A 23,572-nucleotide genomic window follows, 5' to 3' on the forward strand; every position below is an offset into this window, starting at 1 on the left:
ATGCGCAAGTTGCTGCATCTTGCCTACGGCGTCCTCAAATCAAACACGCCCTTCGATCCTCAAAAGGCCATTGCCTGCTAGGGGGGAAGACGGTATCTACAGGGATTGCGCTGTTGCCCTGTATCGCTCAATCGGCCAGCGCCGCCTCCACCGCGTCCCAGTCGGCATCCGCGCCGACCTCGGCGAAGCGGTATTCGATGCGGTGCCGGTAGACCTGCCCGGGACGCAGGATGGTGTCGGGGAAGCCGGGCTGGTTCGGTGCGTCCGGATAGCCTTGCGGCTCCAGGCACACGCCGCGGCCCAGGCCCGGATGCTGGCGGTCCAGCCAGTGCCCTTCGTACAGCTGCAGCGCAGGCATCGCACTGGCGATGCGCATGGCCACGCCGCTGTGCGGCGAATACAGCACGGCGCTGCAGTCGCGCGGCTCGGCCAGCACCAGACAATGGTCGTAGCCGCCGCTCAGGCGCAGCTGCGGATCGGCCGCGCTTTCCTTGTCGGCGATCGCGCGCGGCGCGCGGAAGTCGAACGGCGTGCCGGCCACGCTGGCGATCTCGCCGCTCGGCAGCAGCGCCGCGTCGCTCACCGGCAGGTAGCGATCCGCCGGTACCCGCAGCCGCTGCGCGGCGGCGGCCACGCCGCGATCGCCGGCCAGGTTGAAGTACGGATGGTGGGTGAGATTGAGCGGCGTCGGCGCGTCGGTCTGCGCGGCGAACTGCAGCTCCAGCGTGCGGCCGCGCAGCGTGAACTCGGCGCTGACCCGCACGGTGCCCGGATAGCCCTCCTCGCCGGCCGGCGAGTCGTACCCCAACTGCAGGCTGTGCCCGGACTGCGCCTGGACCGTCCACACCCGGCGCCCGAATCCGAGCGCGCCGCCATGCAGGTGGTTGGCGCCCTCGTTGGCGGTCACCGCGTAGCGCTGGCCGTCGACGCTGAACGCCGAGCCGGCGATGCGGTTGCCGAAGCGGCCGACCAGCACGCCCAGGTAGGCCGGATCGTGCAGGTAGGCGTCCAGCGTCGGCAGCCCGAGTACCAGTTCGGTGCGGCCTTGCGCGGTGTCCAGGCTGAGGCTGCGCAGCAGGCCGCCGTAGGTCAGCAATTCCGCGCGCAGACCTTCGCCGCTGTCCAGGACCAGGCGGTGGATGGCGGTACCGTCGGGAAGCTGGCCGAAGATCGATGACATGCGGGAAGTCCTGGTTGGGTGCGGTGGGCGGATGCGTTTTTCGCACGGGCCGCGCAGCATAACCAGTGCAGCCGGTCGCAAGCCATCGCCGCGAAGCACCGCAGCGATGCATTACCAAGCCACGCTGCGCTCACGATTGCACGAGGCCGCGAAGAGCGTGCCGTGCAACACAGAATGCCTGGATCTGCGGCATCGCATCATTGCAATCCCCGTATCGATTCGCCCATTTAAATCATTGGTCGGCCATCCACCGCTCCCCTATCTTCGATCTGCGCATCGGGGAGCGCCACGGCAGCAGCAATGCGCATCGGCTATAGCAGCGAGGATTTACGTCATTGGTCGTACCGCACCGGCCCGCCTATGCTCGAACCGATGCCGGGGACCCCGCGATCGGCCGCCGTGCCACTGCATCACCACCGATCACAAGGACTGCGATCTGCGCCGATACCGCCACCTGCCGCGCCCCGCTACCGGCGATGCCGCTGGTGGCCATGTTCGTACCACCTTGCGACGTCCCGCCGCCGTCGCATGCGGTCATGCTCGCTCCCACCGACACGGTGCCTGTACCCGCGCCGTCATCCCATCCGCCTAGGAGACCCTCGATGCTCTCGACCCGCTCACTGAAGAACGCTGCACTGCGCTGGCGGCACCGCCTGCCGCTGGCAGTCGCCGTGGCCGCGCTGACGCTCGGCGCCGGTCTGGCGCAGGCCGCCGACGTCGAGGTGCGCGGCACGCTGCGTGCCGACCAGCCGGGTGCGCAGGTCTCGCGCAACCTGTTCGGCCAGTTCGCCGAACACCTGGGTACCGGCATCTACGGCGGCGTGTGGGTCGGGCCGGACTCGAAGATCCCCAACACCCGCGGCTACCGCAACGATGTGGTCGCGGCGCTGAAGGCGCTGGAGGTGCCCAACATCCGCTGGCCCGGCGGCTGCTTCGCCGACGAATACCACTGGCGCGACGGCATCGGCCCACGCGCCAAGCGCCCGATCAGCATCAACAGCCACTGGGGCGGCGTCGAGGAACCCAACAGCTTCGGCACCCACGAATTCATGGACTTCACCGAGCTGGTCGGCACCCAGGCCTACGTGGCCGGCAACGTCGGCGACGCCGCGCCGGACGAAATGGCGCAGTGGGTCGAGTACATGACCGCGCCGACCAAGTCCACGCTGGCCAACCAGCGCCGCGGCAACGGCCGCGATGCGCCGTGGAAGGTGCCGTTCTTCGGCGTCGGCAACGAACTGTGGGGCTGCGGCGGCAACATGCGCGTGGAATACGCCGCCGACGTGTATCGCCGCTACCAGACCTTCGTCAAGGCGCCGGCCGGACAGAAGATCATGAAGATCGCGCCCGGCCCCAGCGATGCCGACTACCACTGGACCGAGGTGATGATGCGCGAGGCTACCAAGTTCATGGACGGGCTGAGCATGCACTACTACACCATCCCCGGCGGCTGGCCGCCGCGCGCCTCCTCCACCGATTTCGACGAGACCGCGTGGATCGAGACGCTGTCGCGTACGCTGCTGATGGACGAACTGGTCAGCAAGCACAGCGCGATCATGGACAAGTACGACCCGGACAAGAGGGTCGCGCTGGTGGTCGACGAATGGGGCACCTGGTACAGCGGCCTGCCCAACGTCAACCCGGGCTTTCTGCGCCAGCAGAACACGCTGCGCGACGCGCTGGTGGCCTCGCTCAACCTGGACATCTTCGTCCAGCACGCCGAGCGCGTGCGCATGGCCAACATCGCGCAGATGATCAACGTGCTGCAGGCGATGATCCTCACCGACGGCGACAAGATGCTGCTGACCCCGACCTACCACGTGTTCGCGATGTACAAGCCATACCAGGACGCGACCGCGCTGCCGCTGCAGATCAAGACGCCAGACTACAAGCACGGCGAGTACACGGTGCCGTCGGTGCACGGCTCGGCGGTCAAGGCGAAGGACGGCCATGTCTACGTGGCGCTGACCAACCTGGACCCGAACCGCGCCGCGGAGGTCGAGGTCAAGGTGGATGGCGTCCAGGCCGGCAGCGTCAGCGGCCAGATCCTCACCGCGCCGAAGATCACCGCGCTCAACACCTTCGAACAGCCGCAGGCGGTGAAGCCGGCCGCGTTCGGCGGCGCCAGCCTGCAGGGCGGCACGCTGAAGGTGGCGCTGCCGGCCAAGGCGATCGTGATGCTGAAACTGCAATAGTCGGCGGACGCCGTCGCGCCATCCCCTCCCGCTGCAGGCGCGGGCAGGTCGTCCGCACCACGCCGACGCAGGTCGGCGTGGTTTTTTTGCGCCTGCGCCCGCTAGTCCCGTGCTTCGGACAGCAGCGCGAACAGCGAGTCGCCGTCCGGCGAGATCAGGTCGCTGACCGCCCAGCAGCCGTTGCCGCGGCGCCGCAGTTCGATCTTCAGCGAACCCGGCTCGCTGGCCGCGCCCAGTGCCAGCCGGTAGTCCACGCGGACCTCGAGCACGGTGGCCAGCGAGCCGCCGGACACCAGGGTGAAGCGCGGCTTGCCCTGGATGTCGCCGTCCTGCGCATTGGTCCAGGGGTCGTAGTCCAGGCGGCAGATGCCCTCGCGCTCGGCGCAAGCGATCTCCGCCTGCACCGCATGCGCGAAGGCCGGGGTCAGCAGCCCGTCCAGGTTCTGCGGCCGCCAATAGAAATCGCGCGCCTGGTACAGCCGCTCGGCCACCTGCAGCGGCGTCGCGCACGGCGGCGCCTGCGCCGCGGCGAGCGCCGGCAGCACGGCGAGAATGGCAACGGCAACGAGTCGGCGCATGCACGATTCCTGGGTCGGAGGGCGCCTATGAAGCCCGGATCGCGGCCCGCGCGCAAGCGCCGGACAAAAAAAGGAGCCGGCGAACCGGCTCCTCGATCACGTGCAATGTCTTCCGCTGGCGGGCGGTCTACGCCGCCCTGACCGCTTCGTAGCCGTCGAAGGTCATGCTCGCCGACGCGCGTCCCTGGGTCAGCGAACGCAACGCGGTGGTGTAGGCCTGCAACTGCGCCAACGGCGCGTGCGCGACCACGTCCGCACGCGTGCCGTGCTCGGCGATCGCCACGACGCGCCCGTCGCGCCGCTGCAGGTCGCCGAGCACGTCGCCGACGCTGGCCGCCGGGGTGTCGATCGCCAGCGCCATCACCGGCTCCAGCAGCAGCGTGCCGGCCTGCGTCAGCGCCGCCTTCACCGCGTCCGCCGCCGCGCGCTGGAACGCCATGTCCGACGAATCCACCGCATGCGCCTGGCCATCGACCAGCGCGACCTCCACGCCGACCACCGGGTAGCCGAGTGGGCCTTGCGCCAGCGCCGCGCGTACGCCCTTCTCGGTCGCGGCGACGAAGGCCTTCGGCACCACGCCGCCGCGGCTGCGGTCCACGAACACGACCTCGCCGTCCGCGCGCGGCGCCAGGTCCAGCACCACCTGCGCGAACTGGCCATGGCCGCCGTTCTGCTTGGACAGCCGCCCGACCACGCCCGGCGCCGCCGCACGCAGCGTTTCCTGGTAGGCGACGCGCGGCGCGCCGGTGCGCACGTCCACGTGCCACTCGCTGCGCAGGCGCTCCACCATCACCTCCAGGTGCAGCTCGCCCATGCCCCAGACCAGGGTTTCGCCGGTCTCGGCATCGCTGTCGACGCGGAACGAGGGATCCTCCTGCGCCAGCCGCGCCAGTCCCTGCCCCATCCGCACCAGGTCCGCGGCATTGGCCGCGCCCAGCCGCCACGCCAGCACCGGCGGCTGCGTGCGGATGCTTTCCAGCACCCAGCGCGCGTCGCCGCCGCTGAGCGTTTCGCCGCTGGCCGCGTCCTTCCAGCCGAGAATGGCCACGATCTCGCCGGCAACGGCCTGCGCCACGTCGTGGGTGCGCTGCGCCTGCACCACCGCCAGCCGCCCGACCCGGCGCAAGCGCCGCGCCTGCGACGTCCACACCGTGTCGCCGACGCGCAAGCTGCCCGCATACACGCGCACGAACGCCAGCGGCCCCTGCGCGGTATGCGCGACCTTGAACACCAGCGCCGCCAGCGGGCCGGACGGATCCGGCGCCAGTTGCGTGGCGTGCGCGGCATCCATGCCACTGGCGTCGTCGACGTCGCGCGTCGCCGGCACCGGCGGGCGGTCCAGCGGCGACGGCAGCCAGTCGACGATCGCGTCCAGCAACGGCTCGATGCCCTTGCTCTTGAACGCCGAGCCGGCCAGTACCGGCACGCCGGCACCGGCCAGGGTGGCGCGACGCAGCGCGGCGCGCAGCGTGTCGTCGTCGATCGCCTGCTCTTCCAGATAGGCCTGGGCCAACGCGTCGTCGTGGTCGGCGACCGCGGCGATCAATTGCTCGCGCGCCTCGGCGAACGCGGCAGCGTCGTCCGTCGTCCACGCACGCGCGGACATGCGTCCATCGCCGTCCCACGCCAGCACGCGGCGGCCGACCAGGTCGACCCAGCCGTCGAGGCCGGACTCGCCCGGCAGCGGCACGCCGACCGCCCACACCGTGGCGTCGAGCTTGCTGCGCAGCTGCGCCATCACGCCTTCGAACGAGGCGCCGGCGCGGTCCATCTTGTTGACGAACGCGAGCAGCGGCACGCTATGCCGGCGCGCCTGGCGCCACACGGTTTCCGATTGCGGCTGCACGCCGTCGACCGCGGAGAACACCGCGACCGCGCCGTCGAGCACGCGCAGCGAGCGTTCCACCTCGATCGCGAAATCGATGTGCCCGGGGGTGTCGATCAGGGTCAACCGATGCGCCGGCTGCCCGTGCGCGGACCACTGCGCCTGCACCGCGGCCGCGCCGATGGTGATGCCGCGGGCGCGTTCGATGTCGGAGAAGTCGGTGGTGGCGGCGCCGTCGTGGACTTCGCCGACGCGATGGATCGCGCCGGTGGCCCACAGCAGGCGTTCGGTGAGGGTGGTCTTGCCGGCGTCGATGTGGGCGATGATGCCGAGGTTGCGCCAGCGGGAAAGGGTTTGGGTGTTCATGAGATGGGTTCCAGTGCCAACAACGGGGAGGCCGCATGCCCCGGTTGGCGCGTGGGCATGCGGCTAGGGTTTCGGTTCGGCGGCGTAGTGCATGGCACGTTCTCCTTCGCGTTTCGGAGGTGGGACAGCTGGAAAAAAGGCAATAAAAAAGCACCCAGCGGGTGCTTGTCTGCGCGGATCGGCGGCGGCGGAGCGCTACGGCTCGGCGCTGTCCATCCCATCAGGCAGGCGCACCCGGCCTGCGCTGGCGCGCAGGGTGTCGGTCGGCAATATCAGCAGCGGTGCGTGCGGCATGGGAGGGCGGGCGATACGGCGGATGAGGGCGCAAGTCTGGACCTGCGCCGCAGGCGGGTCAATGCATTCGGCGCCACGCCGCTGGAACACTCCGGCGCGGCACGTGCAACGACGCGCCTGCCGCTCGCCAGTGTCGTCGTGGCGCGCGCGACCCATGGTCGCCAGCTGCGCTGGCGGCGGCCCTCGATCAGGAACGGCAGCATGTCGATGTCCTTCCCCGCCCTTGTCGGCCAACGCGCGCATGTCGCGGTCGCGCTTGTTGCGCGGATGCGCGAACACCGCGCTGCAGCCGGCATGGGCGACAGCCGGAAGGGAAAGAGTTTCCGGCTCCTTGCTTCCCTTCTTGGCAGAAAATGAAGGAAGATCGACCTTTAAGCCAAGCGTGAATCCCGAGACAGTGGGACCCCGACCACACCGGATCTCACCATGTCGCAATGTCTCCGTCTCCGCTTCCGCATCGCCCTTCTCGCCGTCGCCGGCCTCTTCGCTATGTGCGGGTCGATTGCCGCCGCCGGTTCCCCGGCGACACCGCAGCCGGAGAATGCCCGGGTGACGGGCTTGCCCATCGTCCACGTCCGCAAGCATCCGGACGCGCTCCCCGTGGTGGTCGTGGTCGCCCAGGACACGACCGTGCTGTCGGACTTCGTCGTGCCATACGGCGTACTCGCGCAATCGGGCGCGGCAACCGTGATTGCTCTGAACATCACGGACCACCCGCTGAAGGCTGGCCCGCTCACGCTGTTGCCCGACATGACCGTTGCCGCGTTCGACGAGGCCTACCCCGATGGCGCCGACTATGTGATCGTACCGGCGACAGCGGACAAGCACGCCGAGGAAACGACCTGGTTGCGGGCGCAACGCGCGCACGGCGCCGCGTTGGTGTCGATCTGCGACGGCGTCGAGCTGCTGGCGCAGATCGGCGCGCTCGACGGTCGCCACGCCACGGGCCACTGGGCCTCGCTGGGCGATCGTCGCAAGCAGTACCCGCAGGTCACCTGGCTGACGAACCTGCGCTATGTGGCCGACGGCGACGTCGCCTCGAGCGCCGGGGTCTCTGCCGCGCTGCCGATCAGTCTTGCGCTGGTCGAGACGATCGCGGGACCGCAAACGGCGCGCGCGACCGCCGACCGCCTGGGCGTTGCGTCATGGGAAGCCGCACACGACAGCGACATGTTCAAGGTTCTGCCGACGGACCGGGCGACGCACCGCGCCAACATGCGCGTCAAGCGCGAAGATGTGGTGGCGCTGCAGGTGCAAGACGATGACGACGAGGTGGCGCTGTCGCTGCACGCCGAGGCATGGTCGCGCACGATGCGCAACGAAGTACGCCTTGTCTCCGACACGGCCGGCCCGGTACGGCTGCGCGGCGGCCTGCGCGTGCAGGCACAGGCGACGTCGTCCTCGACTCCGGACGTGCGCATCGTAGTGGCCGAGGCCGCCCCTGCCGGCAAGGCGTTCCCTGCCGCGTTTGATCTGATCGCCCAGCGCTATGGCAGCGGCACCGCGCGTCTGTCCGCGCTTGGCATGGAGTATCCGTGGGGCGACCTGAAGGCGGCACGGTGACCTTCGCGCTTCCCTCCCTTGGCGCGATCCAATCCAGGGCACACAGTGGCCACATGCCGCGATCGGACGATAGCCCATGACGTCTTTGCCAGCTCGGTGTGTTCCAGCTTCCCTGGATGGAAAGCCCATCGGCATCGATCTCGCGCGACAGCCGCCGGGACCGCTGTGCGTGGTGCTTCTGGCCTACGACGGAATGAACCTGCTTGACCTCGCTGGTCCGTTGCAGGCGCTGGCCACGGCCAACCGGAGCGCGGAACCGGGGGCACCGGCACGGTATGACCCGATCGTGGCATCGGCACAGGGCGGCCCGATCGTCACCGGGTCGGGCTTGCCCGTGGTCACCGTCGCGGTCTCCGCGCTGGCGAACGTCGCGATCGACACGTTGATCGCACCGGGCGGCTGTGCGGGCGAGGAGTTCGAGGTCACGCCCGCGTTGCGCGATTTCATCGCCGCGCGCGCCGGATCGGTGCGCAGGCTCTGTTCCGTCTGTACGGGCGCGTTCCTTCTGGCAGCCGCCGGCCAGCTCGATGGCCGGCGCGTGGCGACGCACTGGGCCTGGCTCGATAAATTGAAGCGCCGGCATCCGCAACTGAATGTCGATCCGGACAGCATCTTCATCCGCGATGGCAATCTCTGGACCTCGGCCGGGGTGAGTTCGGGAATCGATCTCGCGTTGGCGCTGATAGAGCAGGACTATGGCCCGCGTATCGCGATCGATGCGGCCAGGCACCTGGTGGTGTTCATGAAGCGCGCAGGCGGGCAATCGCAGTTCAGCGTGCCGTTGGCGGCGCAGACGCGGGATCATGCCTTCGTCGAGCTGCACGCGTGGATGGCTGCGAATCTGGGCGCGGACCTGTCGGTCCCGCGGCTCGCCGAGCATGCAAACATGGCGCCGCGAACCTTCGCGCGCATCTATGCTGCCAAGGTAGGGCGCACACCTGCCAAGACGGTCGAGCTGATGCGACTGGAGGCGGCGTGCCGCATGCTGGAGGAAACCGAGCTGCCCTTGAAGAGCATCGCCTTGCACGTGGGCTATGGCGACGAACAGAAGCTGCGACGCGCGTTTCGACGCCAGTTCGGCACCAATCCAGGCACGCATCGCGCGCGCTTCTCAACGCACCTCGTCGGCATCGAAGCGGAGGAACGCGGCAGTGTTGAGGAACGATGAGAGCAGGCACGAACGCCTGAAAGACGGCACATGCCTAGCGGCGCGCGTCAGGCCGCCCAGATCTCGCCGAACACCCGGTCGAAGTTCAGCCCCAGCACCTTCTCGGCCACCCGTGCGCCGTAGCCGTGGCGCAACAGCGCATCGGCCACGCGTTCGAGCTTGCGCGGGGTGTTGACGTCGGGCAGGTACGGCGTGCGGTTCTCGCCCGGCGCGCCGACGCCGTCGCGGCGGCGCTGCTGCATCAGCAGGTCCATGTCGCGCACGTCCTGCGCGGTGACCGGGAAGAACAGCGAATCGGTGCCGATGCCGACGTGATCCTCGCCGCACACGTCCAGCGCATGCCGCATGTGCTGGATGTAGTCGGCCAGCTGCGGCTGGCGGCGCTCCTCGGTCAGGAACGGCAGCATGTAGATGCCCATCACCCCGCCCTTGTCGGCGAGCGCGCGCATGTCGCGGTCGCGCTTGTTGCGCGGATGCGCGAACACCGCGCTGCAGCCGGCGTGGGTGATCACCGGCGGGCGCTGCGACAGCGCGATGCCGTCGCGGGTGGTCTGCGCATTGGCGTGGCTCAGGTCCAGTGCCACGCCGAGCCGGTTCATCCGCGCGATCGCCTCGCGCCCGAGCGCGGTGACGCCGCCGGTATCGCCGTCCAGGCAGCCGATGCCGAACGGCGAGGCGCGGTTGTAGGACAGCTGCATCACGCGCACGCCGAGGTGGCGGAACAGGTCGATGCGCTCGGGCTTGTCCTCCAGCATCGAGGCCGATTCGAAGGAAAAGATCAGCGCGATCCGGCCCTCGCGCTTGGCCCGCTGCAGGTCGTCGTGCTGCACTACCTTCAGGAAGTGCTGCGGCTGGTTCTCGACCAGCGCCTGCGCGGCGGCGATGTCGCGCACCGCCGCCTCGAAGTCGCCGTCGGCGTCGCCCAGCGTGGTCTTCAGCGCGCTCACCCCGGACGCGCGCAACTGGCGCAGCCGCGCGGTGTCGTCCGCGCTGCCGAACACCTGGCCGATCGACGCCAGGGTATTGGCGTCGAGCACCAGCGCGCGCCGGTACAGCGCCGCGGCCTCGCTCGCGTCCTCGTCCTTCGCCGCGGGTGCCGCGGCCGAGGCCGCAACCCGGCCTGCCGGCGCCGTGCCGGGCAGCAACCCGGCGAGCAAGGCGCTGCCGGAGAGCCCCAACCATCGCCGCCGCGTCCATGCCTCGCTCATCGCTCTCTCCTGCAATCGGGGTGGGTGAGTCGCCCCGCGGCCGCCACGGCCGGATGCGCCTGCGCGCATAGCACTGCATCCGGCGCGGCGCGATCAGTGCCGAAAGTACCGCCGCCGCCCGCCTGGACGCCCGCGCCGGCCCGCGGCCGCGCCAGCCGGTGTGCGGAGGGGGGCCGGCATGCGTGGATTTCCTGGCGCCGCGCTCCTATCATCCGCCGACCTATCAAGGATGTGCGCCCATGACCACCCCGCAGATGTCGGTGTATTTCTTTCTGCAGGCGGCGGCGATCCTGCTGGTGTGCCGGCTGGTGGGGCTGCTCGCCAAGCGCGTGGGCCAGCCGCAGGTGGTGGGCGAGATGATCGCCGGCGTGGCCCTGGGGCCGTCGCTGTTCGGCCTGGTGCTGCCGGACGTGCAGCAGGCCCTGTTCCCCAAACAGACCCTGGACATGCTGTACGTGGCCGCGCAACTTGGCGTGGGCCTGTACATGTTCCTGGTCGGCACCGACTTCCGCGGCGACCATTTCCGCGCCCGCTACCGCAGCGCGATGACCGTATCGCTGGCCGGCATCGCGGTGCCGTTCGTGCTCGCGTTCGCGCTGGTGCCGTGGCTGCTGCACACCCCCGGCCTGTTCTCGGCCAAGGCCAAGGTCCTGGAAGCCTCGCTGTTCCTGGGCGCGGCCATCGCCATCACCGCCTTCCCGATGCTGGCGCGGATCATCCACGAGCGCGGCCTCACCGGCAGTCCGCTCGGCACCCTGGCGCTCACCGCCGGCGCGGTCGACGACGCCGCGGCCTGGTGCATCCTGGCCATCGTGCTGGCCAGCTTCGGCGGCAGCTGGAACAGCGCCTATCTGGCGATCGGCGGCGGCGTGGGCTACGCGCTGTTCATGATGCTGGTCGGCCGCCACTGGCTGCGGCGCCTGGCCGACCACGTGCGTCCCGACCAGCCGCTCAGCGCCAGCGTGCTGGCGGTGGTGCTGATGCTGTTCTGCCTCAGCGCCTGGGCGATGGACGCGATCGGCATCCACGCGGTGTTCGGCGGCTTCCTGCTCGGCGCCTGCCTGCCCAAGGGCGCGCTGACCGAGAAACTGCGCGAACAGCTGCAGCCGTTCGTGGTGGTGTTCCTGCTGCCGATGTTCTTCACCTTCTCCGGGCTCAAGACCCAGCTCAGCGTACTGCTGGACCCGCAGATCCTGATCGCGGCGGTGGCGATCCTGCTGGCCTCGTTCCTGGGCAAGGGCATCGCCTGCTGGGCCGCGGCGCGCGCCAGCGGCGAGAACAACCGCGACGCGATGGCGATCGGCGCGCTGATGAACGCACGCGGGCTGATGGAACTGATCATCATCAACATCGGCCTGCAGGCCGGGGTCATCGAACAGGGCCTGTTCTCGATCCTGGTGCTGATGGCGATCGTGTCCACGCTGATGGCCACGCCGCTGTTCAACTGGGTGATGCGCCGCGCCGCGGCGCGCGAGGCGGCGCCGGCCGTGGCCGGCGGCAGGCCGTAACGCGCTGCCTGTCGCGCGGAGCTAGGCGCTCGCCACGCGCCATGCCGGCGGCAGGCCGGCGACGATGTGGTCCTGTAAGGCGCGTACCTTCGGGGTGAAATCGCGGCGGTCGGCGACGCACAGGTACAGCCGCATCGGCTCGGGCGCGGCGTTGACCGCGCCGGCGGCGTCGTACTCGAACAGGGCGCGCAGCGCGCCGCGCTGCAGGTAGGGCTGCGCCACGAATGCGGCGAGCCGGGTGATACCGCCGCCGGCCGCCGCCATGCCGGCGAGTGCGTCGATGTCGTCGCCGACCAGCGCCGGCGTCACCTCCGCGTCGAACCGCACGCCGTCGCGGACGAAGCCCCAGCGCAGATAGCGGCCGTCCACCGCCCAGCGCAGCAGCAGGCAGGCGTGGCCCTTCAGTTGCTCCGGCGTCGTCGGCGTGCCGGCACGCGCCAGATAGTCGGGCGCGGCGCAGAACACGAACGGCACCGCGGCGATGCAGCGCGCGACCAGGCCATCCTGCAGCTGCGGCGCGATGCGGATGCTGACGTCCACGCCTTCCTGCGCATGGTCGACGCGGTGATCGGCGCTCAGCAGCTCGATCGACAGGCGCGGATGGCGCGCCGCCAGCGCCGGCAACAGCGGCGCCAGCACATGCCGGCCGAACGCGGCGGTGCTGGCCACGCGCAGGCGCCCTTCCGGCTCGGCATGCGGGTCGGCGACCGATTGCCGCGCGCGTTCCAGATCCTGCTCCACCTGCCTGACCTGCTCCAGGTACAGCGCGCCGCGCTCGGTCAGCGCCAGGCTGCGTGTGCTGCGGTTGAGCAGGCGCACGCCCAGGTGCGCCTCCAGCCGCGCGATGTTCTGGCTCACCGCCGCCGCGCTCACGCCCAGCGTCTTGGCGCCGCCGGCGACGCTGCCGGCCTCCACGGTGTGGATGAAGCTGCGGATGGACTGAAGGAGATTCACTGCGAGAGCCGATATACGCGATGCATTCGTAAGTTGCAGTTTACAAAGTCGCAAGCCGCCCTCGCCTACTGGCGCTGCGATCGGCTTGCTAACGTGCCGCCTCCCGAGCCGTTCGGCCGCAACGACCACCGAGGTATCGCCCATGCAGGATGTCGACATCGCCGCGCCACGCCGCCCGAAACTGGGCGTGCGCACCACCCCGTTCGTGTTCGCGTTCTACATGGCCGCGATCATGGCCATGCTGATGTGCCTGGTGATCACCGCGGCCAATGCCGGGCTCGGCGACGGCTATCTGCAGCGCGTGCTCGGGGCGTACCGGCTGGCGATGCCGACCGCGTTCTGCTGCATCCTGGTGGTGCGGCCGCTGGTGATGCGGCTGGTGGCGGCGACGGTGCATCCGCCGCGCTGAGGATTTCCGGTGCTATAGCGTGTGATGCAGCAATGGTGGCGCTGGGCTCCCTGTCGCGGCTGAAGCCGCTCCTGCAGGAGGGCGTGCACGGAGGCGAAGGCGCCGGCTCACAACGGCGTCAGTCGCCATAGCCCGTAGGGATTGGCGAACAGGTCGCCGGGTTGGAACTGGGCGCTGGGTTCTGCCTCGAGCCGATAGCGCGGCGCATCCTCCGCGACGGCGAAGGTATGGCCCTCGCGTATCGGAGGCGCTTCGGTGAACAGATACCAGGTGAAGGTGTGCAGCAGCGCCACCGGGTCGTCTGCCGCTTGCGCAGCGACGATCGCATCCTTCATGCCGAAATGGTGCATGCCGCAGGAATGCACCTGCTCGCCGGTGAGGTTCAGCACATAGGCACGATGGGCGCTGAAAAAGCCCAGGTCCGCGCACAGCTGGCGCCATGCCCCTGGGCCGTGCGCGACGCCGCTGCTCTCGACCTTCACTCCCAGGCCGCCGGCGTCCAGCAGCGCCGCGGCCGCCAGCATCATCGCCTCGGCGCGCACCCTGGAACCGCCATCGCCGATCAGGTACACCACCGAGGCATGCGCGTGGATGCGCGCCATCTCCTCGGAATCGAGCCAATGCGGCCCGGCGGCGGCGAACGCCGCGGCCATGCGCGGGTCGTGCGGCTCGTATTGCAGCTCGAACGCGTCGCCGCTTTGCGTATGCAGCAGGACCCGCCCGGCGAACAGATACCCGCCGCTGGCGCGGACGATGCGCGCGACCAGATCCGAGCGGTCCTGCCACGGACCGGGAATGCACAACACGATTTTCGGGGTTTCGATCAAGCTGGCGGCTCCTTGCCGTCGGATGTCGGGAGTGCGCGACCGGAACGGCCGCCGCGGCCAAGGCGCAGCGCAGCGCCGCGGCCGAGGCCATGCTCAGGTCAGCGGCGTCATCACGCCCTTGCGGTAGGCCGCACGCTGTTGCAGGCGTGCGTACCAGTCCTGCAGATGCGGCAGCGCCGGCCGCTCGATCGGCATCTCGAACCAGGCGTAGACGAAGCTGCCCAGCGGAATGTCGCCCATCGCGAACTGCGCGCCCGACAGCCATGGCTGCTGCGCCAGCGCCGCATCGGCGAGCGCCAGCAGTTCGCCCGAACGCGCCAATGCGGCGGCGATCCTGGCCTCGTCGCGCGCTTCGGGCGCGGTGCGCAGCGTGCCCCAGAACAGATCGCGGAACGGGCCGGCGAAGGTCGAGGTGGTCCAGTCCATCCATCTGTCGCCGAGCGCGCGCGCGGCCGGATCGCCGGGGTACAGCGTGCCCGAGGCATAGCGCGCGGCCAGGTAGCGCACGATGGCGTTGGATTCCCACAGCGCCAGGCCGTCGTCCTCGATCGCCGGCACCAGGCCGTTGGGATTCATCGCGCGGTAGTGCGGATCGTCGGTCCCGCCGAACGCGCCGCCAACCTGGATCGACTCGTAGGGCACCCCAGCTTCCTCGGCGCACCACAGCACCTTGCGCACGTTGCTCGAATTGTGTCGTCCCCAGATCTTCAGCATGGCAGCGCTCCTGTCGCGAGCGCCAATTCTATGCTGCCGCCTGCGTGCAGCGACGCCGATGCGTGCGATTGCGATTGCGGCTGCGATGGCGCCAGCGCAACGGCGCCGATCCAGTCCGGGACCGGGCCGCATCGACAGCGGGCCTCCCTATCGGCAGCGCCAGGCGCCATTGCCGCCGTGCCCGCACGCCGATCGCCGGAGATTCCGGAATGCGCCGCTGCCGTGCACGGCAGCGGCAAGCGCGCTCAGTCGAACTGCAGCACGAAACCGCCGCGCGCGGGCAACTGCAGTTCGACCGTCTGCGCCGGCGTCACCTCGATGCGGCGGCTGGCCAGGCCCAGCGGGCCGTCGCCATCGACGATCAGGCGTGCGCCGCGACCGGCCACGCCGAGCTCGGCCAGGTTCAGCCGCAACGTGCGCGGTTGCGCGTCGGCATTGATCCCGGCCACGTACCAGCGCGTGCCGCCGCGCCGCGCGAACACCGCGAAGCGACCGGGATAGCCGTCCACATAGCGGCTGTCGTCCCACACCGAGGGCAGTTCGCGCAGCAGCGCGCGCACCTCCGGCGCCGCCTTTTGCAGATTCTCAGGGGTCTCGGCGTAATGCTGGATGCCGGACACGAACAGCACCGTCTCGGCCAGCTCGAAGCCCGGCGTGGTGCGGCGCTGCACCTTGTCATTGAGCTTGACCAGCGCCAGCGGGGTGAAGTCCATCGGGTCGAACACGTTGCGCGCGAACGGCAGCATCGCCGCATGCGCCGGCACCTGGTCGGCATTGGATTGCTCGAAGGTGGCGAATTCCAGGCCGCGCACCGCCTCCATCGTCATCAGGTCCGGCCAGGTGCGCTGCCAGCCGCGCGGCAAGGTGGCGCCGTGGAAGTTGAGCATCAGCCCGTACGGCGCGGCGTCTTCCATGATGTCCAGGTAATAGCCGATCATCGACTGCCCGTCGCCGCCGAAGAAGTCGATCTTCACCCCGGCCACGCCCATCGCCTTGAGCCGCGCGAACTCGCGGATGCGGCTGGCGTGGGTCAGCATGCGGTCGCGCGGGGTCTGCGGCGCTTCGTTCCAGCTGCCGGCCGAGTTGTACCAGAGCAGGATCGCGACCTGCTTGCCGCGCGCGTAGTCGATCAGCTCGCGCAGCTTGTTTTCGCCGATCTGCGTGTCCCACAGGGCGTCGATCAGGGTGTAGCGCCAGCCCATGCGCGCGGCGAAGTCGATGTAGCGCTTCTGCACCTCGAAGGTGGTGGCGCCGTCGCCGAGCAGCGGCCAGCTCCACGACGCCTTGCCCGGTTGCGGCGGCGCGATGGGCGGTGCCGCAGGCGGATCGGCCAGGTCGGTGCCGAGCGTGGACTCGGCGATGGTCTTCAGGCTGCCGACCGCGACGATGCGCCACGGCGAGCGCCACGGCAGCGCGAAGCGCGGATTGGCGGCGCCGCCGGGCAGCACCTCGCGCGGATCGGGCATGCCGATCGCGTACGCGCCGGGCATGTCCGCGACATCGCGCAGGCGGCTGCCGGCATGGCCGCGGCCGAGCGAGCCTTCGCTGAGCAAGGCCCAGTCCTCGCCGTGGCGGAACAGCGCCGGATACACCCAGCCGGCCGCGAGCGGCGACGGCGTGCCCACCGCGACGTCCTGCAGGTAGTACTCCTCGTACGAGGGATTGGTGTTGCCGAATCCGGTCTTGGCCGGCGACATCGGCTGCAGCCAGGCGCGTGTCTGGGCCGCGAAACGGAACGTGGTGGCGTCCTCGCGCAGCTGGCGGATCTTCGCGTCGCGCTGCGGGAATTCGTAACGGAACGCGACGCCGTCGTCGGAGACCTGGAATTCGATCTGCAGGCGTTCGCCGCTGGCGCCGCGCCAGGAGAACACGCGGCGGTTGGCGCGGTACTCGTTGATGCGCCGCTTGCCGGTCAGCAGTTCGTAGCGATCCTGCACTGTCTCGACCGGCGATACATCGAGCAGGCGCAGGCCCTTGGAGAAATCGGCGTCGTCACGGATCAGGCCCAGGCGCGAGCGCAGCAGCACCTCGCGGCCTTCGCGCAGCACGCGGTACTGTGCGCTGCCGGCCTCGTCAACGCTCACTTGCGCACGCAGCGTCGCGTCCGGACTGGCCACTTCGCCGACCACGCGCTCGGCGGCCAACGCCGGCAGCGCGCACAGCAGCAGCGCGCACACTGCCGCGATCGCTACCGACGACAGGCGCCAGCGGCTCAGAACTGCGGGTTCTTTTCCCATACCGGCCTCGCTCGGCAATAGACCGCATAGCGCTCGTGGGCGATGCGGTAGAACGGCACCAGGGTGATCGGGCCCTGGATGCCATCGGCCTCGAACACCTGCTCCTGGCCCTCGCGCTTGCGCGCCCACAACTGGTCCGGCGCGAAGTAGACCGCCGGCAACTGGCGGCCGACGATCCGGTTCAACGACGGCCGCTGGTCGGACACGTGCAGCTGCGCCGGATCGATGCCGTCGCTGCCCAGCTGCGCGGCCAGCACCAGCGGGCCGTACATCATCGCCTGCAGGCTGGGTTCGTCGGGCAGCGGCGCGGCGTGCAGCGCCATCGGCAGGTCCAGTTCGATGCGGTCGCCGTCGGCGAAGCGGCGCTCCAACACCAGGTAGCTGCCCGGCGCCGCCGCGACCGCCTGCGCCTTGCCGTTGATGCGCAGGCGCACGCCCTGCGTGGCCCAGTACGGGATGCGCAGGCGCAGCGTCATCTGCTGCGCGCGCTTGCACTGGAACTCCAGCGCGGTGCCTTCCTGTTGCGGGAACCGCGTGCGCTGGACCACGCGCAGGCCGCGCTCGGCCCAGTCCAGTTGCGAGGCGATGAACAGGTTGACGGTGAGGCCGGCATCGTCGCGGAAGTAGATGCTGTCGTTGCTCTTGGCGAACTCCTCCACGCCGGTGCCGGTGCAGCACCAGAACGAGGCGAACGGGGTGTTGTAGAGCTTCCAGTAGCCAGCATCCATCGGCACGAAGTACATCATCATGCCGGCTTCGTCCTGGGTGCCCAGGCGCGCGTTGAACAGCACGCGCTCGTAGTAGTCCATCAACGCCGCGTCCGGCTGCCAGGTATACAGGTGCCGGGTCAGCTTGAGCATGTTGTAGCTGCAGCAGCACTCGTGGCTGTGCCCGCTCAGGCGCCCGGCGAAGTGGTCCGGCTTGCCGAACAGTTCGAAGTCGCTGGTGCCGCCGGTGCAGTAGGCATGGTGGCCGCTGACCGTGCGCCAGAAGAATTCGGCGACCTGGCGCTGGCGCGGCTCGCCGCCGATCTCGTAGGCGCGCGCGGCGGCGACGATCTTGGGGATCTGGGTATTGGCATGCAGCCCGGCCAGCGCGTCGCGGCCCTGCGCCAGCGGCTCGAGCAGCGAGGCCTGTTCGTAGCGCGCGGCCCAGCGCCGGTAGTTGTCGTCGCCGCTGAGCAGGTACAGCTCCAGCAGCGACTCGTGCACGCCGCCGAACTCCACGCCGAGGATGCGCTGCCACTGCGCGTCGTCGAAACCGTCCATCCACGCGCCCAGCCAGTCGGCGAAGCGCTGCGCGGTGCGCAGCGCCTGCCCGTTGCCGGCATGGCGGGCCATGTCCAGGTGCCCGGCCAGGATCTTGTGCGCGGTGTAGATCGGCACCCACACCTCCTCGCGACGGCCGAGCCGGTCGTAGAACGAGGACGGGTACGCGCCGAGGTAGCCGTCCGCGCGCTGGCAGCGCGCCAGGTCGGCGACCAGCGCATCGGCCTTGTCCTTCAGCGCGGCATCTGCGGTGGCCGCGTACAGCAGCGCGCAGGCCGACAGATAGTGGCCGCCGGCGAAATGCCCGCGGATTTCGCAGTGCGGCGACTCCCAGCCACCCAGCGGCTCGGCCTGCGAGTCCAGGCCCGCGGTGAGCCGGAAACTGTGCAGCAGGCGCGCGTTGGGAATCGACATCAGGTAACGGCGGTCGCGCTCGCGCGCCTGCAGGAACGGGCCGTCGAGCAATTGCACCTGGCCCATCGCGAACGGCTGCTCGCGCAGTTGCACCGCCGGCTGCCGCCTGGCCGGCTCCGGCACGGCGGCCGGCGCGGCGGCCCCCGCCGCCTTGCCCTGCGCCAACAGGCCCAGCGCGGCCAGCGAGGCGCCGCCGTACTGGACGAAATCGCGGCGTGTGCAGGCAAGGCCTGGATCTTCATGTTCCGTCATGCGTCCGCTCCCGATTCCGGCAGGCGCCGGGTCAACAGGCGCTGCAGCAGGCAGAACACCAGCAGCAACGCGCCGATCACGATGCGTGTCCACCACGAGCTGAGCGTGCCGTCGAACACGATCAGGGTCTGGATCACGCCCAGGATCAGCACGCCGAACAGCGTGCCGATCACGTAGCCGCTGCCGCCGGCCAGCAGCGTGCCGCCGATCACCACCGCGGCGATCGCGTCCAGCTCCAGGCCCAGCGCATGCAGGCTGTAGCCGGACAGCATGTAGAACGTGCACACCACTCCGGCCAGCGCCGAGCAGAACCCGCTGAAGGCGTAGACCTTGACCTGGGTGGCGGCCACCGGCAGGCCCATCAGCCGCGCCGAGACTTCGCTGCCGCCCAGCGCATACACGCAGCGGCCAAAGCGTGTGCTATGCGCCAGCCACATGCCCAGCGCCACCATGGCCAGCGCGACCAGCGCGCCGATCGACAGCGAGGCGCCGGCGCCGATCGGCACCCGCACCTGGGCGATGGCCACGTACAGCGCATCGTCGATCGGAATCGAATCGACGCTGATCAGATAGCTGGCGCCGCGCGCCAGGAACATGCCGGCCAGGGTCACCACGAACGGCTGCAGCCGGTAGCGCTGGATCAGCATGCCCATGAACGCGCCGAACAGCGCGCCGAGCAGCAGCACCAGCGGAATCGCCGCCAGCGGCGACCAGCCGTGGCGCTGCACCAGCGAGGCCGACAGCACCGTGGTGAAGGCGATCACCGCGCCCACCGACAGGTCGATGCCGCCGCTCAGAATCACGAACGTCATGCCGACCGCGGCGATGCACAGGAAGGCGTTGTCGATCAGCAGATTGGCGAACACCTGCGGCGACAGGAAGCCGTCGTAGAGCACGCCGCCGGCGCCGGCCATGGCCACGAACAGGGCCACGGTGATCGCCAGCGGCAGGCGCGCGCCGTGCAGCAGCGTGCCGGCGCGGCGCAGGCCGCGCGCGTCCTGGATCGGCACACCGGCCGCGCTCATCGCCCCGCTCCCGAGTCCGGACGCCGCACCCAGCCGCGCACGCTGGCGCGGAACTGCGGCGATTGCAGCAGCATCACTGCGAACACCAGCAGCGCCTTGATCAGCATGTTGACCTGCGCCGGCACGCCGATCGCGTAGATGGTCGCGGTCAGGGTCTGGATGATCAGCGCGCCGATCAGGCTGCCGGCCAGGCTGAAGCGGCCGCCGTCGAGCAGCGTGCCGCCGAGGGTGACCGCCAGGATCGCGTCCAGTTCCATCAGCTGGCCGGCGTTGTTGGCGTCGGCGCTCTTGACGTTGGAGCTGATCAGCAGCCCGGCCAGGCCGGCGCTGAACGCGCAGAACACGTACAGCAGCACCGCGATCAGCCGCGCCTTGACCCCGGCCACGCGCGCCGCGCGCGGGTTGTGCCCGATCGCGCGCACGAACAGGCCCAGCGCGGTGCGCCCGAGCAGCAGCTGCAACACCACGAACACCGCCGCGACCACGAACAGCGCGAACGGCAGCCCGAACAGGAAGCCGTTGCCCAGATAGAAATACGGCGGGTAGTAGATGGTCAGGATCTGGCCGTCGCCGATCAGCTGGGCGACGCCGCGCCCGGCCACCATCAGGATCAGCGTGGCGATGATCGGCTGCATGCCGACCTTGACCACCAGCAGCCCATTCCACAACCCGCACGCGGCGGCGACCAGCAACGGGGCCACGATCACCGCCCACAGCGGGAAGCGGCTGTGCTCGCCGCCGCCGATCATCCACGCCGCCACCGTCGCGGCGATCGCCACCACCGCGCCGACCGAGATGTCCAGGCCGCGCACCGCGATCACCAGGGTCATGCCCATTGCGACCAGCGCCAGCGGCGCGGCGCGGTTGCCGATGTCGACCAAGTTGCCGTACAGATGCCCGTCGCGCCATTGCAGCGCCAGGAAGCCGGGATTCCACAGGCCGTTGCCGAGCAGCAGCAGCGCCAGCGTCGCCAGCGGCCAGAACAGCGGGTGGGCGACGATGCGCGCCGGCAGCCGCGGCGCGGTCGAAGACGGCGTGGCCGCCGCGCTCATGCCGCCGCGCTCCCGGCGATCAGGTCGAACACCGCGCGCTCGCCGCAGCCGCCCGGCAGTTCGCCGACCAGGCGGCGTTCGCGCAGCACCGCGATGCGGTCGGCGATGCGCTCGATCTCGGCGACCTCGGCGGAAATGAACAACACCGCCATGCCCTCGCGGGCCAGCGCCAGGATGCGGGTCATGATGTCCTGCTTGGCGGCGATGTCGATGCCGCGGGTGGGTTCGTCGAGGATCAGCAGCCGCGGCCGCGTCGCCAGCCAGCGCGCCAGCACCACTTTCTGCTGGTTGCCGCCGGACAGCAGGCCGACCGGCGTTTCCAGGCTCGCGGTCTTGATGCCCAGCACGTCCACGTAGCCCTGCGCGATGCGCAACTGCTCGGCCAGCGGCAGGAAGCGGCGCAGGCCCATGCGCGCCTGCAGCGCCAGCACGATGTTCTCGCGCACCGACAGCTCGGCGACGATGCCGTCGGTCTTGCGCTCTTCCGGGCACAGCGCCAGGCCGTGGCGGATCGCGTCGGGCGGGCCACGCAGCGCCACCTCCTGGCCGTCGATGGACACATGGCCACAATCGGCGCGGTCCAGGCCGAACAGCAGCCGCGCCAGTTCGGTGCGGCCGGCGCCGAGCAGGCCGGCCAGGCCCAGCACCTGGCCGCGGCGCAACTGCAGGTCGACCGGATGCAGCTGACCGCGGCGGCCCAGGCCCTGCGCCTGCAGCAGCACCGGCGCGTGTTCCGGCGCCGCGACGTGCACCGCGGCGGCGGCGGCCGCGGCCACGTCCACTTCGCGACCGACCATCGCTGCGATCAGCCGCGGCGCCGGCAGCTCCGCCGCCAGATATTCGCCGACCAGGCGGCCGTTGCGCAGCACGCTGATGCGGTCGGAGACCGCGTACACCTGGTCGAGGAAGTGGGTCACGAACAGGATCGCCATGCCCTGCTCGCGCAGCGCGCGCATGACCCGGAACAGTTCGGCGACCTCGCCTTCGTCGAGGCTGGAGGTCGGCTCGTCGAGGATCAGCACCCGCGCCGACACGCTCAGCGCGCGCGCGATCGCCACCATCTGCTGCACCGCCACCGGGTAGCTGGACAGCGCGCGGCGCACGTCGATGTCCACGCCCAGGCGCTGCAGGCCCTCGTGCGCCTCGCGCTCGACGCGGCGCCAGTCGATGCGCCGCGGCCAACCCTTCAACGGATAGCGGCCGGCGAAGATGTTCTCGGCCACCGACAGGTTTGGGCACAGGTTCACTTCCTGGTACACCGTGCTGATGCCCAGCTGCTGCGCCTGCAACGGCGAGCTCGGCGCGATCGCGTCGCCGCCTAGCGCCATGCGCCCGGCATCGGCCGCGACCACGCCGGTCAGCAGCTTGATCAGGGTCGACTTGCCGGCGCCGTTCTGGCCCATCAGCGCATGGATCTCGCCACGGCGCAGGCACAGCGCCACGTCGTCCAGCGCGGCGACGCCGGCGTAGGCCTTGCTCAGGCCCTGCGCGTGCAGCACGACCGGGTTCATCGGCGGCGCTCCGTCAGTACTTGCGATTGGGCAGCTCGGCGGCGGCCTGCTCCTGGGTGTACACCGATTCCTCGACCACGATGCGCTTGGGCAACGGCTTGCCGGCCTTGACGTCGCGGATCGCCTGCACCAGCTGCGGGCCGAGCAGCGGATTGCATTCGACGGTGACGTTGAGCTTGCCGGCCTGCATCGCCTCGAACGCACCCTTCACCCCGTCGATGGAGATCACCAGGATGTCCTTGCCGGGCTTCAGCCCGGCTTCCTCGATCGCCTGGATCGCGCCGATCGCCATGTCGTCGTTGTGCGCGTAGAGCACGTCGATGTTGCGCCCCTCCGACTTCAGGAACGCCTCCATCACTTCCTTGCCCTTGGCGCGGGTGAAGTCGCCGCTCTGCGAGCGCACCACCTGGAAGCGCGGGTTGGCGGCGATGATCTCTTTGAAGCCTTTCATGCGGTCGATGGCCGGCGCCGAGCCGACGGTTCCCTGCAGCTCGACGATGCGCACCGGCTTATCGCCGTCCTTCAGCGGCGACTGCTCGAGCAGCCACCGCCCGGCCTTGCGCCCTTCCTCGACGAAATCCGAGCCGATCAGCGTGGTGTACAGCGTGTCGTCGGAGACCTTGACCGCGCGGTCGGTCAGCACCACCGGGATGTTCGCGGCCTTGGCCTCGCGCAACACGGTTTCCCAGCCGGATTCGACCAACGGCGAGAACGCGATCACGTCCACGCGCTGGGCGATGAACGAGCGCAGCGCCTTGATCTGGTTCTCCTGCTTCTGCTGCGCATCGGAGAACTTCAGTTTCATCCCCGCCTGCTCGATCGCCTGCTTGACCGACGCGGTGTTGGCGGTGCGCCACTCGCTCTCGGCGCCGACCTGGCTGAAACCGACCGTGATCTGGCCCGGCTTGCCGGCCGCGTCCTTGCCGCCGCCGGAACACGCGCTCAACGCCGCGCCCAGCAGCACCGCCATCCCCAGTACCGCCGCACGCACTCCCGACTTCTGCATAACCCTTCCTCGTTCGTT

The 23,572-nt window shown here is 69.9% G+C and carries 19 protein-coding genes; 6 read left to right on the plus strand and 13 right to left on the minus strand.

The features are described 5' to 3' along the window. Positions 1–127 precede the first annotated feature (127 nt). On the minus strand, positions 128–1,180 hold the full coding sequence (locus VDQ83_RS17390) for an aldose epimerase family protein (protein WP_455435857.1): 1,053 nt from the start codon (positions 1,178–1,180) through the stop codon (positions 128–130). Between the two features lie 602 nt (positions 1,181–1,782). Between VDQ83_RS17390 and VDQ83_RS17395 the strand changes: the two genes are divergently transcribed. After that, a complete protein-coding gene (locus VDQ83_RS17395) occupies positions 1,783–3,375 on the plus strand; it encodes an alpha-N-arabinofuranosidase (RefSeq protein WP_455435858.1) in 1,593 nt (530 codons plus the stop codon). 101 nt (positions 3,376–3,476) lie between these two features. Here the strand turns inward: VDQ83_RS17395 and VDQ83_RS17400 are convergent, their stop codons facing one another. Next, positions 3,477–3,953: a hypothetical protein gene (locus VDQ83_RS17400; protein WP_263397678.1), complete on the minus strand. Its 477-nt coding sequence runs from the start codon at positions 3,951–3,953 to the stop codon at positions 3,477–3,479. A gap of 127 nt (positions 3,954–4,080) precedes the next feature. Next, complete coding sequence (fusA, locus tag VDQ83_RS17405) at positions 4,081–6,144, minus strand: elongation factor G (RefSeq protein WP_455435859.1); 2,064 nt, start codon at positions 6,142–6,144, stop codon at positions 4,081–4,083. A 3-nt stretch (positions 6,145–6,147) separates the two neighbouring features. Here fusA and VDQ83_RS17410 point away from each other — a divergent pair, with 3 nt between their 5' ends. The 3 genes from VDQ83_RS17410 (at position 6,148) to VDQ83_RS17420 (ending at position 9,169) form a co-directional block, all read left to right on the plus strand. After that, positions 6,148–6,795, plus strand: coding sequence for a hypothetical protein (locus VDQ83_RS17410; protein ID WP_455435860.1), 648 nt, complete (start codon positions 6,148–6,150; stop codon positions 6,793–6,795). Positions 6,796–6,864: 69 nt separating this feature from the next. Further along, positions 6,865–8,001: a DJ-1/PfpI family protein gene (locus VDQ83_RS17415; protein ID WP_455435861.1), complete on the plus strand. Its 1,137-nt coding sequence runs from the start codon at positions 6,865–6,867 to the stop codon at positions 7,999–8,001. A 76-nt stretch (positions 8,002–8,077) separates the two neighbouring features. After that, a complete protein-coding gene (locus VDQ83_RS17420) occupies positions 8,078–9,169 on the plus strand; it encodes a GlxA family transcriptional regulator (RefSeq protein WP_455435862.1) in 1,092 nt (363 codons plus the stop codon). Between the two features lie 47 nt (positions 9,170–9,216). Here VDQ83_RS17420 and VDQ83_RS17425 read toward each other — a convergent pair whose 3' ends face one another. Then, a complete protein-coding gene (locus VDQ83_RS17425) occupies positions 9,217–10,377 on the minus strand; it encodes a dipeptidase (protein WP_263397674.1) in 1,161 nt (386 codons plus the stop codon). A 239-nt stretch (positions 10,378–10,616) separates the two neighbouring features. Between VDQ83_RS17425 and VDQ83_RS17430 the strand changes: the two genes are divergently transcribed. Next, positions 10,617–11,885 (plus strand): cation:proton antiporter, encoded by a 1,269-nt coding sequence (locus VDQ83_RS17430; protein ID WP_263397673.1) that lies wholly within the window; start codon positions 10,617–10,619, stop codon positions 11,883–11,885. Positions 11,886–11,906: 21 nt separating this feature from the next. Here the strand turns inward: VDQ83_RS17430 and VDQ83_RS17435 are convergent, their stop codons facing one another. Beyond that, entirely contained in the window at positions 11,907–12,839 is a 933-nt protein-coding gene (locus tag VDQ83_RS17435; RefSeq protein ID WP_455435863.1) for a LysR family transcriptional regulator, read from the minus strand. Positions 12,840–12,981: 142 nt separating this feature from the next. Between VDQ83_RS17435 and VDQ83_RS17440 the strand changes: the two genes are divergently transcribed. Continuing rightward, a complete protein-coding gene (locus tag VDQ83_RS17440; protein ID WP_455435864.1) occupies positions 12,982–13,248 on the plus strand; it encodes a DUF2798 domain-containing protein in 267 nt (88 codons plus the stop codon). Positions 13,249–13,355: 107 nt separating this feature from the next. Here VDQ83_RS17440 and VDQ83_RS17445 read toward each other — a convergent pair whose 3' ends face one another. The 8 genes from VDQ83_RS17445 to VDQ83_RS17480 all read right to left on the minus strand — a co-directional run bounded on the left by VDQ83_RS17445 (position 13,356) and on the right by VDQ83_RS17480 (position 23,554). Next, positions 13,356–14,075: a hypothetical protein gene (locus tag VDQ83_RS17445; RefSeq protein ID WP_455435865.1), complete on the minus strand. Its 720-nt coding sequence runs from the start codon at positions 14,073–14,075 to the stop codon at positions 13,356–13,358. A 93-nt stretch (positions 14,076–14,168) separates the two neighbouring features. Next, positions 14,169–14,789: a glutathione S-transferase family protein gene (locus VDQ83_RS17450; protein ID WP_309912598.1), complete on the minus strand. Its 621-nt coding sequence runs from the start codon at positions 14,787–14,789 to the stop codon at positions 14,169–14,171. A 245-nt stretch (positions 14,790–15,034) separates the two neighbouring features. Beyond that, entirely contained in the window at positions 15,035–17,026 is a 1,992-nt protein-coding gene (locus VDQ83_RS17455) for a glycoside hydrolase family 97 catalytic domain-containing protein (RefSeq protein WP_455435866.1), read from the minus strand. Continuing rightward, complete coding sequence (locus VDQ83_RS17460) at positions 17,002–18,960, minus strand: beta-L-arabinofuranosidase domain-containing protein (protein ID WP_455435867.1); 1,959 nt, start codon at positions 18,958–18,960, stop codon at positions 17,002–17,004. Before VDQ83_RS17460 ends, VDQ83_RS17455 begins: the two co-directional genes overlap by 25 nt. Then, complete coding sequence (gene yjfF / locus VDQ83_RS17465; protein WP_455435868.1) at positions 18,957–19,985, minus strand: galactofuranose ABC transporter, permease protein YjfF; 1,029 nt, start codon at positions 19,983–19,985, stop codon at positions 18,957–18,959. Before yjfF ends, VDQ83_RS17460 begins: the two co-directional genes overlap by 4 nt. Then, positions 19,982–21,037: an ABC transporter permease gene (locus VDQ83_RS17470; protein WP_455435869.1), complete on the minus strand. Its 1,056-nt coding sequence runs from the start codon at positions 21,035–21,037 to the stop codon at positions 19,982–19,984. The genes yjfF and VDQ83_RS17470 overlap by 4 nt, the downstream gene beginning before the upstream one ends. Further along, complete coding sequence (locus tag VDQ83_RS17475; protein ID WP_455435870.1) at positions 21,034–22,548, minus strand: sugar ABC transporter ATP-binding protein; 1,515 nt, start codon at positions 22,546–22,548, stop codon at positions 21,034–21,036. The genes VDQ83_RS17470 and VDQ83_RS17475 overlap by 4 nt, the downstream gene beginning before the upstream one ends. 13 nt (positions 22,549–22,561) lie before the next feature. Further along, positions 22,562–23,554 (minus strand): ABC transporter substrate-binding protein, encoded by a 993-nt coding sequence (locus tag VDQ83_RS17480; protein ID WP_455435871.1) that lies wholly within the window; start codon positions 23,552–23,554, stop codon positions 22,562–22,564. Positions 23,555–23,572: the final 18 nt, after the last annotated feature.

It is taken from the genome of Xanthomonas sp. WHRI 7945 (assembly GCF_035026585.1).